The sequence below is a fragment of the Segatella copri genome, assembly GCF_051861805.1.
Lineage (GTDB): Bacteria > Bacteroidota > Bacteroidia > Bacteroidales > Bacteroidaceae > Prevotella > Prevotella copri_M.
In genome coordinates this window covers 3,229,434-3,241,100 of sequence record NZ_CP146520.1, presented here as the reverse complement: position 1 = coordinate 3,241,100, position 11,667 = coordinate 3,229,434, and the positions used below count along the sequence as shown (strand labels likewise).

Genomic DNA, 11,667 nt, shown 5'->3' with positions numbered 1-11,667 from the left:
ATGAATAAAGAGAATATTGGTTACGTTTATATCCTCACCAATCCGAGCTTTCGCGAGGATTGGGTGAAGATAGGTAAGAGTTCCCGACCAGTGGATGTCCGATCGAAGGAACTTGATAATACGGCTGTGCCTCTACCTTTCGAAATCTTTGCAACCATGAAGACTGCAAAGTATAACGAGGTGGAGAAGTTGGTGCATAAAACGATAGATCGTTTGACGGATTTGCGTATCCGACAGAACCGAGAGTTCTTCAATGTCGCCCCACAAATAGCTCTGGATATCTTCAAAGATATTGCTCAAACCATAGATGATGCGGTGGTTACGGAGTATGAGGATAATAAGCCAAAGGTTTCTAGTGAGCCGAAAGTGCAGAAAGATGTGGAGAAAACTCATAAACGACCACGTTTTAAGTTTAGCATGGTTGGTATTAAAATAGGTGAGATAGTTACTTTTATTCCAACTGGTATTGAGGTTAGAGTGGCAAGTGATGATACGGTGGAGTATCAGAACAGAATCTACAAACTCTCTCCTTTTGTAGGAACTTTCTTGCCGATAGAGAAACAAACTCCTTCTGGCGCATATCAAGGAGCTAAGTACTTTTCCTATAAAGGTAAGGTACTTGATGAATTGAGAAAAGAGAAAGAACTTTAGTAAAAATATATAAAAGCGACTTCTTGGTTTTAATGCCAAGAAGTCGCTTTTATATATTTTGAAAGTCTCAGACTTTTCCCATTTTCTTTCATTTTACGCCAATCTCAGTCTCAGCGAATTAAGCACTACGCTCACACTTGAGAAGGCCATCAGGGCACTTGCCCACATCGGGGTTATCTGGAAATCAATGCCGAAGATATAAAGGGCGCCGGCTGCCAGCGGGATGCAGATGATGTTGTAGATGAACGCCCAGAAGAGATTCTGCCAAATCATGTGAACCGTCTTCTGGCTCAGTTTTACGGCTTCCGGAAGTGCCAGCAGGTCGTCGCTCATCAGCGTAATCTGCGCCACATCCATCGCCACATCCGTTCCCTTTCCTATCGCCATGCTCACGTTGGCAAGGGCCAAAGCCTGGGTGTCGTTGATTCCGTCGCCCACCATCGCTACTTGCTTGCCTTCGTCCTGAAGTTTCTTTACCAATGCCTGCTTGTCGCCAGGCAGCACCTTGCTCTGGTAATGCTTGATGCCGGCTTTATCAGCCCAGTAGTGAGCCGCTTCCTCCTTGTCGCCACTCATCATATACACCTCTATTCCCCTTTCCTGCAACTGCTTCATTGCTTCCTGGGCATGAGGCTTGAGGGTCTCTCTCGTCTCCAGATCCAAATCCTCCTGTTTGGTGAAATCGATGTTCTGGTTAGGAATGGTGAGGGTGCCGGTCTTGTCGATGACGAGGGCGTTGATCTTGTGGAGATTCTCCAGCGCCGACGCATCCTTGATGAGAATCTGCTTCTGCGCCGCCTTGCCGATGCCCACCATCAGGGCGGTAGGAGTAGCTAAGCCCATGGCGCAAGGACAGGCGATGACCAATACGGCTACGGCTGAAAGGATGGCCTGTGGAAGAGCAGCGTTGCCGCCTATCAGCCACCATATTAAAAAGGTAATGAGGGCGATGGCTGCCACGGTTGGAACGAAGATCAGTGCCGCCTTATCCACGATGCGCTGCACGGGTGCCTTACTGCCCTGCGCCTCCTGAACCATGCGGATGATGTGCGCCAGGGCGGTGTTCTCGCCAATCTGCTTGGCTTTCATGCGGAGCTTTCCCTGACTCGGAATGGTGCCAGCCAGCACGTTGTCGCCTGCCTTTTTCATCGCCGGAGTCGGTTCGCCGCTTATCATCGCTTCATCTACATAGGCAGCATCGGGAGTCATGAAACTCTCTGCCTGGGTAACCACGCCATCCACCGGAATCTTCTCGCCGGCTCTTACCTCTATCATGTCGCCTATCTGAATGGTGGAAATCGGAACTTCCTCCATCTTGTAGTCGTTGGTGCCTTCTATCTTCTCGTAAGTCACCAGTCGGGCGGTTTTCGGCTGCATTCCCATCAGTTGTCGGATGCTGCTCGCCGTACTGTCTTTCGCTTTTTCTTCCAGGCATCTGCCGGTCAGCACGAAGGTGATGATCATCACGGAAGCATCGAAATAAGTGTGCCAATCTATGCCTCTCGCTCCCCATACCATTTCTCCGAAGAAGGTGTTGAAGGTGCTGAAGAGGAAGGCGATGAGGGTACTGAGTGCTACGAGCGAATCCATGTTTGCCGTATGATGCAAGAGCTGCTTCCAGGCGGAAACATAAAACTGTTTGCCGCAGTAGAGCAGGTTGGCGAGTGCCAGGAGCAGACAAATCTGGTTAGCGAAGGAACTGGTATGATGAGCCGAGGCAACGCCATCTGAAATCATATTCTGTTCCATGCCCAGGGAAATCCAGCCCATGGAGAAACACATGGTCAGGATGGCGAAGAACCAAGAAGCCAGGGTTCTGCGACGCAGGAGAGTGAACTCTCGGCGATTGATTTCCTCCACGCTTCTGTCGTTTTCGATGACGAGGTCGTATCCGGCGTTGCTGATTTCCCGTTTCATATCTTCCAGAGAGATAATGTCGGGGTCATAATCTACCAGGGCAGTTCGGCTCGACAGGGAAACCGAGGCGGAGTTGATGCCTTCTAGCGACTGCAGTTTCTTTTCAACATTGGCAGAGCATACGCTGCAAGCCATGCCTATAACAGGAATTGTTTTCTTCATTTTATTCTATTTAAAATCCTATCTATTTTAGATCCTATTTTTATCTAAATCTAACTATATTTAAATTTCACTATTCTAAATCTCACTATTCCCATTCCTCGAATTCCAGTTCCAATTCCCTGTATTCGGGTTTTCGGGAAGAATTCAACTTGTCTTCCTTCTTGGCTTCTTCTGATGATGCATTGCTCACCGATAAGCCCAGCAGGCGGATGGGGTGGGCGGAGGAGTAATCCACCAGTTGCAGCAATTGCTTGGCTAGCGGAAGAATGTCTGCTTTTTTCTTTAGAATCTTTTCTTGCGAAATGCTGCGGGTTATCTGGGTAAAGTCGGAATACTTTACTTTCAGTGTCAGGGTGCGACCCTCGAAACTGCTCTTCTCGATGCGCTCCAGAAGTTCCATAACCGTGTGGTAAAGCTCGATGACCACTGCCGATTTTGCTGAGATGTCTTCCAGGAAAGTCTGTTCGCAGCCCACGGATTTCCGTTCTCGGTATGTGATGACGGGCCTGTTGTCTATCCCTCTTGCGAAATCATAGAAGATGTGACCGGCCTTTCCGAAAACCTCTACAAGATGTCTTTCCGAAACCTTTCGCAGGTCAGCACCATTGAAGACGCCCATGAAATGCATCTTTTTCAGGGTCTTTTGGCCTACACCCCAGAAATCCTCCACGGGGAGTTGGGCTATGAAGTCGAGTGCCTTGTCGGGATGTATGGTGCAGATGCCGTCGGGCTTTCGGTAATCCGAAGCCACCTTTGCCAGGAACTTGCAATAGCTGATGCCTGCCGAGGCGGTAAGTCCCGTGGCTTCCTTGATTCTTGCCTTGATTTCCTTGGCCACATCCACCGCCAGCTCTATTCCCTTCTTGTTTTGGGTAACATCGAGGAAGGCTTCGTCGATGGAAATGGGTTCGATGAGGTCGGTGTATTCCTGAAAGATGCGGTGAATTTGTTTTGAAATTTCAGCATAATGTTCGTGTCGGCAAGGCACGATGATGAGTTCCGGACAACGCTTCTTGGCTTGGGCGATGGATTGCGCCGAATGAACGCCCCATTTGCGGGCCTCATAACTGGCAGTGGAGACTACACCACGGGGACCGTCGAAGCCCACCGCTATCGGTTTGCCTCGAAGCTCCGGATTGTCTCTCTGCTCTACTGCCGCATAGAAAGCATCCATGTCGATGTGTATGATTTTTCGCTCTTCCATCTATCTTGTTGCCTATTTGCTTACTTGCAATTTTGTTTCAGGATGCAAAAATACACATTATTTATGAAAGGAGCAAGAATCAGGAAAGAAATCATGGGGTATAGGCACAAAAAAGGCAGATTCCAATTTGCCTTGGAATCTGCCTCAATCATTTATGGGAGATGATTATTTGACTTCGATATTCTTGGTAGCCTTAGTCTCCTCCTTAGGAGTAAGCTTTGGAATCTGAACCTCAAGAACACCATCAGCTACCTTAGCTGAAATCTTCTCACGGTCGGCATCCTCAGGGAGTGTGTAGGTCTGCTGGTAATTGCTGTAAGAGAACTCACGGCGCAGATAGTGCTCGTGCTTGTCTTCGTTCTTGTGCTCCATCTTGTTCTCGATGGCGATGTTCAGATTACCATCATTGTCGATGTTTACGCGAACCCACTCCTTCTTCAAGCCAGGGGCTGCAACCTCCATGGTGTAATCCTTGTCACTTTCCTTGATGTTAGTGGCAGGGGCTGTAGCATTCATACGTGGTGTTGCGTCTGTATCAAAGAATACATCATCAAAGATGTTACTCAACCAATCTGAATTATTATTTCTACGTGCTAACAACATAATTAAAACCTCCAATTTTATTTTACTCGTCCTCCCGGTTCCTTGCGGCCCCGTCGGGATTTCTGTTTGTTATTTATTAATGTTCTTTATCTGTTACTTTTTTGATTGCCTCCGTCTCGAACTCCGTTGTTCTTTCGAACTCCTTCATCTTTTGACTTCAGCTTTCACTCTCATGCTGAGCAACTTGCGTGCCAGCGGCTGAAGGGTGACAAAGTTGGCATGAAAAGCTAAATATTTTAAACTTTTCTGCCAGATAATGCGGTAATCTCAAAAAAAATGTGTAACTTTGTCACCAACTTAAAAATCAATGCATGAATCGAATAAATTATAAAAAATCAATGAAGAAACAACTACTTTCTATGGCGATGCTGATGGCGATGTCGCTTTCAGCCAGCGCCCAGCAACTGCTTCCTTATCAGAATCCGAACCTTTCTGCTGAGGCTAGAGCCAACGATTTGCTTTCCCGTCTTACCCTGGAGGAGAAGACGAAGTTGATGATGGATACTTCGCCAGCCATTGCCCGATTGGGCATTCCGCAGTTTCAATGGTGGAACGAGGCGCTGCATGGAGTGGGAAGAAACGGATTTGTTACCGTTTTTCCTATCACGATGCACATGGCAGCTTCGTGGGACGATACCTTATTATATAAGGTGTTTACTGCCGTGAGCGATGAGGCAAGAGCCAAGGCGCAGGAGGCGAAAAAGAGCGGCAACATCAAGCGCTACCAGAGTCTAAGTTTCTGGACTCCGAATATCAATATCTTCCGCGACCCACGATGGGGACGTGGACAGGAAACTTATGGAGAAGATCCTTATCTGACCACAAGAATGGGACTTGCTGTGGTGAATGGTTTGCAGGGACAGACCTTTGATGGCAAACCGATGTCGGCTCCGGGAGTTCTGGCTCCGGCTTCCTCACAGGCTCCCCAATACGTCAAGCTTCTTGCCTGTGCCAAGCATTTTGCCGTACATAGCGGTCCGGAGTGGAATAGGCACAGTTTCAATGTAGAGGATTTGCCTGAGCGTGATTTGTGGGAGACTTATCTGCCCGCCTTCAAATCGCTGGTGCAGGATGGAAATGTGGCTGAGGTGATGTGCGCCTATCAGCGGATTGACGGAGCGCCTTGTTGCAGCAATGCCAGGTATGAACGACAGATTCTTCGTGATGAATGGGGATTCAAGGGATTGATTACTTCTGATTGCGGAGCCATCAACGACTTTTATGTGCCCGGCCGACATGGTACGGCGAAGACTCCGGCTGAGGCTACGGCGCAGGCAATTGGTGCCGGAACCGACGTGGAATGCGGAAGCGTTTACCGTTCGCTTCCTGAGGCGGTGAAGACAGGAATGATCAGCGAGGAAAAGGTGAACGAGAGCTTGAAGCGCCTGCTGATAGCCCGTTTCCGCCTGGGTGATTTCGATCAGGACGAGAACGTGCCTTGGACTCAGATTCCATCTTCCGTCATCGCCAGCAAGGCGCATAAGGATTTGGCAGAGAAGATGGCAGAAGAGGGAATCGTGCTTCTTCAGAACCGGAACAATCTTCTGCCGCTTAAATCATCAGGAATGAAGTTGGTGGTGATGGGGCCGAACGCCAACGATTCCATCATGCAGTGGGGCAACTATTCGGGTTATCCTACTTCTACCACCACCATCCTGCAGGGTATCAGAAAATATGTAAAGGACGCCAAGTATATTCCTGCCTGCACGTTGACCAGAAATGAAGTTTCAGAAAGCCGGTTCAATCTCCTGACTTCTACCGATGGCAGCAAAGGCATGAAGGCTACTTATTGGAACAATTCTGAGATGAAGGGCGAGCCGGTGGCTACTGCCGTGATGACGTCGCCTATCAACCAGAGCAATGGCGGAAATACCGTCTTTGCACCGGGCGTGAACCTTACCAACTTCTCAGCCCGATACGAGGGTCTGTTTACTCCGGAAGAGGATGAAATCTTGAACGTCAGAATGGGATGCGATGATGGCTACCGACTCATCATTGATGGTGATACGGTGGCGAATGTATGGAAGGGACGTGCCCGTGTACAGATGCTCAACAAGCCAATTTCCGTGAAGGCGGGAAAGCCGATGAAGATACAGGTGGATTATTTCCAGAAGACCGATATGGCGGTGATGCAGTTTGACATTGTGAAGAACTATACGCCAACCGAGTCTCAGCTTCTGGCTGAGGTTGGCGATGCTGACGTGGTGGTATTCGTAGGCGGAATCTCTCCTAGTCTTGAGGGTGAGGAGATGAAGGTTTCTGAACCGGGTTTCAAGGGTGGCGACAGAACTGATATCGAATTGCCTCAGGCTCAGCGCAAGGTGATGGAGATGTTGCATCGGGCTGGCAAGCGAGTGGTGTTCGTCAACTGCTCGGGCAGTGCCATTGCCATGGTTCCAGAAACAGAGAATGCGGAGTCTATTCTTCAGGCTTGGTATCCGGGCGAACGGGGTGGCGAAGCCGTGGCAAAGGTTCTCTTTGGCGAGGTGAATCCATCGGGCAAGCTTCCGGTAACCTTCTATAAGAGTACTTCCGATCTTCCTGATTTCCTTGATTATACGATGAAGAATCGTACCTACCGTTACTTCAAGGGCGAGGCTCTCTTCCCATTCGGACATGGATTGAGCTATACATCGTATGAATATGGAAAGCCGACATTGAAGAAAGTGAAGAATGAAGAACGAAGAGTGAAGAATGAAGAACGAAAAATGAAGAATTCTTCGGCTTATTCCTTGAGCTTCTCTTTATCTAATAAAGGTAATAGGGAAGGAACGGAAGTGGCGCAGGTTTACATCCGTAGAATGGATGATACTGAGGGACCTATCAAGACCCTGAAAGCCTTCAAGCGCATTACTTTGAAGGCGGGCGAGAAGCAGCAGGTAACCATCAGTCTGCCTCGCCAGAGTTTCGAGGGTTGGGATTCCCAGACCAATACCATGCGTGTGGTTCCCGGCAAATATCAGATATTCGTAGGTGGTTCGAGTGCTGAGGCTGCGAAGAATGTGATAGAAGTGAAAGTGAAATAAAATGTGCAGACTCCAAATGAATTCTTGGAAACAATTCTCATTAACTAACAGAAAAGCTCGCCAGGACTTTGAGGGTCTTGGTGTGCTTTTCTCGTTTTATTTCCCGAATCTGGAAGTATCTACTTCTTCATGCTGCTTGGCTTTGTAGCCGCCGAAACGATAGATGAGGCTGATCCATCTATCCATCGCTCTATCCAATCAGGATGTTCGTTTCGAAGAGACATTGCTAGAAGGTCTCCGTCAAAAGCTTTTACTGTAGAATAAAATATTCCAAGCCTACTTTTGCTAGCTCCATTTGGACCGGCTATAATTGTAAATTCAGGTCTTCTTTTCATAATCTTAATAGAAAAAGAGGTGTTATGAAGTAATTAATGGAGTAAGTAACTCATTTTCCCCTTTCCTGGAGCTGCAACTTGTTTTATGATAGTATATTCGCGTGTCGCAAAATCAAGAGTTGCTTCTACATCGCTTCCATCAGGATTAGCAAGATAGGTTTTTCCGTTTTCAAAATACGGCACGGAAATGCCTTTCGCCCACGCTTCCAGGTAGATTCGTTCCACCTCATCGTGTACGGCATTGTTGATTTCCCGAATCGTCTTGCCATTCGAGAGTCGCCAACCTTCTATTTCTTCATATTTGCACATAAGCCTTTAACCTTTAGAAAACCTTCGAAAAATCTACTGCAAAAATACGAGGAATCTTTTTAATAACCAAATATTTTAACCTCTTTTTTCTATCAGCTCTTATCAGAAGCAACTGTTTTTGAAAGTTTTTCCAAAAAAGGTTTGTGGTTTCAGGAATAATGGCTAATTTTGCGGGCGGGAAAGCGTCACTCCTCATTGGTGATGCTTTAGGGAATGATAAAATAAATAGGATATGAATAAGATATTTGATAGTATCAGACAGATGGATGAGGCTGGACAAGAATTTTGGTCGGCTAGGGAATTGGCATCTGTTATTGGTTATGCAGATTATCGTAATTTTAGCAAAATCATAGATAAGGCTAAGGTCTTATGTGTACAAAACAATAAGAGTGTAGAAGACCATTTCGTTGAAGTCAACGAAATGGTTACTATTGGTAGTGAGGCAAAGAGAAAGCTGAAGTCCTACCATCTTTCCCGTTATGCTTGCCTTCTTATTTCTATGTCGCTCAGTTCCAAGAAAGAGAATGCATTGCCTGCATTAGAGTATTTTTCTGGTAAGCAGAATTTATCTTCTTCTTCATTACAAAATGCTGATACTTATACTAATACGGATATTGTGTTCTTCTCAGATTCGGAAGGAAAACTGAGAGTGGAATTAGTCTTTGATGGAGATACGGTTTGGACGACACAGAAGAGAATTGCAGAAATCTTTCAAGTAGATGTGCGAACAGTGAGCTATCACATCAATGAAATCTTGAACAGCGGAGAACTCAATAAATATTCAGTTATCCAAAAATCTTGGATAACTGCGGATGATGGGAAGAAATACGAAATGAATGTATATAATCTGGATATGATTATTGCGGTGGGCTATCGTGTGAACAGTTACAAGGCAACTCGTTTTCGTCAATGGGCAACCAATACCTTGAGCGAATTTATCCGAAACGGTTACGTGTTAGATGATGAGCGTTTTAAGCAAGGTGGAAAGCAGGTTCAGGTGAAGTTTGATCAGTTGCTGGAACGTATTCAGGAGATTCGAGCATCCGAGCGTATGGCTTATCAAAAAATAACAGATATTTATGCCACGGCTTGCGATTATCAGAAGAATGCTACTACAACGCAGGAGTTTTATGCCAAGGTACAGAATAAGTTGCATTGGGCAATTACGGGTAAGACGGCAGCAGAAATCGTTTATTCTTCTGCCGATGCAACCAAGAAACACATGGGATTAACTTCTTGGGCTCAAGCTCCCGATGGTAAGGTGTTGAAATCGGATGTGACAATAGCAAAGAATTATTTGCATATAGAACAGATGAAGGAATTGAATGGTATTGTTTCTGCTTATATTGACTTAGCTGCCAATCGTGCCAAACGCCATATTCCAACGACTATGGAACAATGGGTCAAGTTCTTGGATGGTTTTCTTGAATTATCATCTTATCCAATTTTGATAGATAAGGGAAAGGTTTCGGCTCTTGAAGCTCGGTTGAAAGCTTATGAGGAATATGATAAGTTCAGGGTGATTCAAGACCGTGAGTTCTTGTCGGATTTTGACAAGGAAGTGATGAGGTTAAAAGGAGAATTGGGGTTGTTTGATAATTGATGATTAAGCATGGAAAAAATAATAATAGCTTGCGACTCTTATAAGGGTTGCCTTTCGAGCAGGGAGGTGAATGAGGCAATAGCTTCGGGTGTGAGGGGATGGAATGCGGAAGATGCTGCTTCCGAAAGAAGGAAATTGTCTCCTGATGATGCTTCTCCCGAAATCATTACCCTGGAAATGAGTGATGGGGGAGAGGGTATGCTCGATGCTTTTCTCTCGGCGATGAAGGGAGAGCGAGTGAGAATTCATGCCCATGATGCGCTGATGCGATGGATTGAGGCTGAATACGGAATCGTGGATGATACGGCGATTATCGAGATTGCGCAGACCGCAGGACTGGCTCTGATTGAGCCTGAACAGCGTAACCCGATGAAGGCTACTTCATGGGGTGTGGGCGAGATGATTATGAATGCTTATCGCCGGGGCGTGCGCCGTTTCATCGTGGGCTTGGGCGGCAGCGCCACATCCGATTGCGGCATCGGAATGCTCAAGGCGATGGGCGACGACTGGAAGAAAATCCGGCAGGAATGCAGTTTTGTGCTGGCTTCGGATGTTACCAATCCGCTCTGTGGCGAAAACGGGGCGGCTCACGTCTTTGCGCCTCAGAAGGGAGCTGATGCTAAGATGGTGCAGATGCTGGATGATAGGGCAAGGAAGTTTGCCGAGGTAAGTGCCAAGCATTTCGGATATGATAGAAGTATGGTTTCCGGGGCTGGTGCTGCCGGCGGACTGGGCTATGCTTTCCTGCAATATTTCAATGCTGAGACTCGTCCTGGGGCTGAACTTCTCTTGGATGAGATTGGTTTTGATGCACTCATTCTGGATGCAGATCTCGTGATTACGGGCGAGGGACATAGCGACCGTCAGACCTTGATGGGGAAACTGCCGCAAAGGATTTTGGAGCATGGTGCCAATCAGAAAATCTGGCTCGTGTCGGGTGGCGTAAGCGACAGGCAGGTGATGCTGGATGCAGGCTTTGATAGAGTGATTCAGATTACTCCGGATTCTATGCCTTTAGAAGAAGCGATGAAACCGGATGTGGCCCGTAACAATATCATCAAGGCGATTCATGAGCAATTTGCTTTGTAGTTTCAGTTATTATCCGTATCTTTGCGCCCGATTATCAAAACAGGGTAAAAAGAATAAGAATAAGAAATAATGAAGTATATAATTTTTGATTTTGATGGAACCATCGGCGATTCGCAGAGTCTCATCGTGAAGACCCTGCAGGATACGATGCGTGCAAGAAAACTGGAGGTGAAATCGGAGGAGGCTTGTGCCAAGACCATCGGTTTAAGACTGGATGAGGCTTTCGTCTCGCTCTTCGGAATGGATGCTGAGGAGGGAATGGCGTGTGCGGCAACCTATCGCGAAATCTTCCTGGAGAACAAGAAGACGATGATCGTGCAGCCCTTCCCTCATGTGATAGAAACCCTGAGAGCGTTGCACCGTCAGGACTATGTTCTGGGAATGGCCAGCAGTCGCAACCATTGCTCGCTGGATGGATACGTGAAGCAGATGCAGCTGGAAGATATTTTCTCTTCTATCGTGGCAGGCGATGATGTGGAGCATGTAAAACCGGCTCCCGATATGGTTTTCAAGGCTTTGGGAGAAATGAAAGGAACTATTGATGAAACCATCGTGGTGGGCGATATGAACTTTGATGTGGATATGGCGCATCATGCCGGCTGCAAGGCCTGTGCCGTGACTTATGGAAACGGAACCCGCCAGCAGCTCGCTTCTGCCGAATGGATTATCGATGATTTCGCAGAACTTCTGAAAATCGTAAAAGAATAAAAAGGAAATGAGTAAAAAGATAAATTTATCGCTGATGCAATAAAAAAGCTGATAAAATTA

10 protein-coding genes are annotated in these 11,667 nt (G+C 46.9%); 5 read left to right on the top strand and 5 right to left on the bottom strand.

Features of this window, described 5'->3' with window-relative positions:
- Positions 1-651, top strand: coding sequence for a GIY-YIG nuclease family protein (locus V8Z93_RS12855; protein WP_439431733.1), 651 nt, complete (start codon positions 1-3; stop codon positions 649-651).
- 93 nt (positions 652-744) lie between these two features.
- Here the strand turns inward: V8Z93_RS12855 and V8Z93_RS12850 are convergent, their stop codons facing one another.
- The 3 genes from V8Z93_RS12850 to V8Z93_RS12840 all read right to left on the bottom strand — a co-directional run bounded on the left by V8Z93_RS12850 (position 745) and on the right by V8Z93_RS12840 (position 4,537).
- Positions 745-2,730 (bottom strand): heavy metal translocating P-type ATPase, encoded by a 1,986-nt coding sequence (locus V8Z93_RS12850; protein ID WP_439431732.1) that lies wholly within the window; start codon positions 2,728-2,730, stop codon positions 745-747.
- Between the two features lie 85 nt (positions 2,731-2,815).
- Positions 2,816-3,934 carry a DNA polymerase IV gene (gene dinB, locus V8Z93_RS12845; protein WP_439431731.1) on the bottom strand — a complete coding sequence of 373 codons (1,119 nt, stop codon included), beginning with the start codon at positions 3,932-3,934 and terminating at the stop codon, positions 2,816-2,818.
- 165 nt (positions 3,935-4,099) lie between these two features.
- Positions 4,100-4,537, bottom strand: a complete 438-nt coding sequence (locus V8Z93_RS12840) for an Hsp20/alpha crystallin family protein (protein WP_203041377.1) — start codon at positions 4,535-4,537, stop codon at positions 4,100-4,102.
- 338 nt (positions 4,538-4,875) lie between these two features.
- On the opposite strand from V8Z93_RS12840, the gene xyl3A reads away from it, so the two are divergent.
- Positions 4,876-7,563 (top strand): xylan 1,4-beta-xylosidase, encoded by a 2,688-nt coding sequence (xyl3A, locus tag V8Z93_RS12835; RefSeq protein WP_439431730.1) that lies wholly within the window; start codon positions 4,876-4,878, stop codon positions 7,561-7,563.
- A gap of 119 nt (positions 7,564-7,682) precedes the next feature.
- Here xyl3A and V8Z93_RS12830 read toward each other — a convergent pair whose 3' ends face one another.
- Both V8Z93_RS12830 and V8Z93_RS12825 read right to left on the bottom strand, forming a co-directional pair.
- Positions 7,683-7,898, bottom strand: coding sequence for a hypothetical protein (locus V8Z93_RS12830; protein WP_439431729.1), 216 nt, complete (start codon positions 7,896-7,898; stop codon positions 7,683-7,685).
- A 33-nt stretch (positions 7,899-7,931) separates the two neighbouring features.
- Positions 7,932-8,207 carry a hypothetical protein gene (locus V8Z93_RS12825; protein ID WP_006846406.1) on the bottom strand — a complete coding sequence of 92 codons (276 nt, stop codon included), beginning with the start codon at positions 8,205-8,207 and terminating at the stop codon, positions 7,932-7,934.
- A gap of 232 nt (positions 8,208-8,439) precedes the next feature.
- On the opposite strand from V8Z93_RS12825, the gene rhuM reads away from it, so the two are divergent.
- From rhuM to V8Z93_RS12810, 3 genes are all read left to right on the top strand, one after another.
- Entirely contained in the window at positions 8,440-9,810 is a 1,371-nt protein-coding gene (rhuM, locus tag V8Z93_RS12820) for a RhuM family protein (RefSeq protein WP_439431728.1), read from the top strand.
- A gap of 9 nt (positions 9,811-9,819) precedes the next feature.
- A complete protein-coding gene (locus V8Z93_RS12815; RefSeq protein WP_439431727.1) occupies positions 9,820-10,899 on the top strand; it encodes a glycerate kinase family protein in 1,080 nt (359 codons plus the stop codon).
- A gap of 69 nt (positions 10,900-10,968) precedes the next feature.
- Positions 10,969-11,607 carry an HAD family hydrolase gene (locus V8Z93_RS12810; RefSeq protein ID WP_439431726.1) on the top strand — a complete coding sequence of 213 codons (639 nt, stop codon included), beginning with the start codon at positions 10,969-10,971 and terminating at the stop codon, positions 11,605-11,607.
- The last annotated feature ends 60 nt before the right edge of the window (positions 11,608-11,667 follow it).

Coding starts and splice junctions, on each gene's coding strand:
- V8Z93_RS12825 (WP_006846406.1), bottom strand. CDS start 8,207: ATGTGCAAATATGAAGAAATAGAAGGTTGGCGACTCTCGAATGGCAAG.
- rhuM (WP_439431728.1), top strand. CDS start 8,440: ATGAATAAGATATTTGATAGTATCAGACAGATGGATGAGGCTGGACAA.
- V8Z93_RS12855 (WP_439431733.1), top strand. CDS start 1: ATGAATAAAGAGAATATTGGTTACGTTTATATCCTCACCAATCCGAGC.
- dinB (WP_439431731.1), bottom strand. CDS start 3,934: ATGGAAGAGCGAAAAATCATACACATCGACATGGATGCTTTCTATGCG.
- V8Z93_RS12850 (WP_439431732.1), bottom strand. CDS start 2,730: ATGAAGAAAACAATTCCTGTTATAGGCATGGCTTGCAGCGTATGCTCT.
- V8Z93_RS12840 (WP_203041377.1), bottom strand. CDS start 4,537: ATGTTGTTAGCACGTAGAAATAATAATTCAGATTGGTTGAGTAACATC.
- V8Z93_RS12810 (WP_439431726.1), top strand. CDS start 10,969: ATGAAGTATATAATTTTTGATTTTGATGGAACCATCGGCGATTCGCAG.
- xyl3A (WP_439431730.1), top strand. CDS start 4,876: ATGAAGAAACAACTACTTTCTATGGCGATGCTGATGGCGATGTCGCTT.
- V8Z93_RS12815 (WP_439431727.1), top strand. CDS start 9,820: ATGGAAAAAATAATAATAGCTTGCGACTCTTATAAGGGTTGCCTTTCG.
- V8Z93_RS12830 (WP_439431729.1), bottom strand. CDS start 7,898: ATGAAAAGAAGACCTGAATTTACAATTATAGCCGGTCCAAATGGAGCT.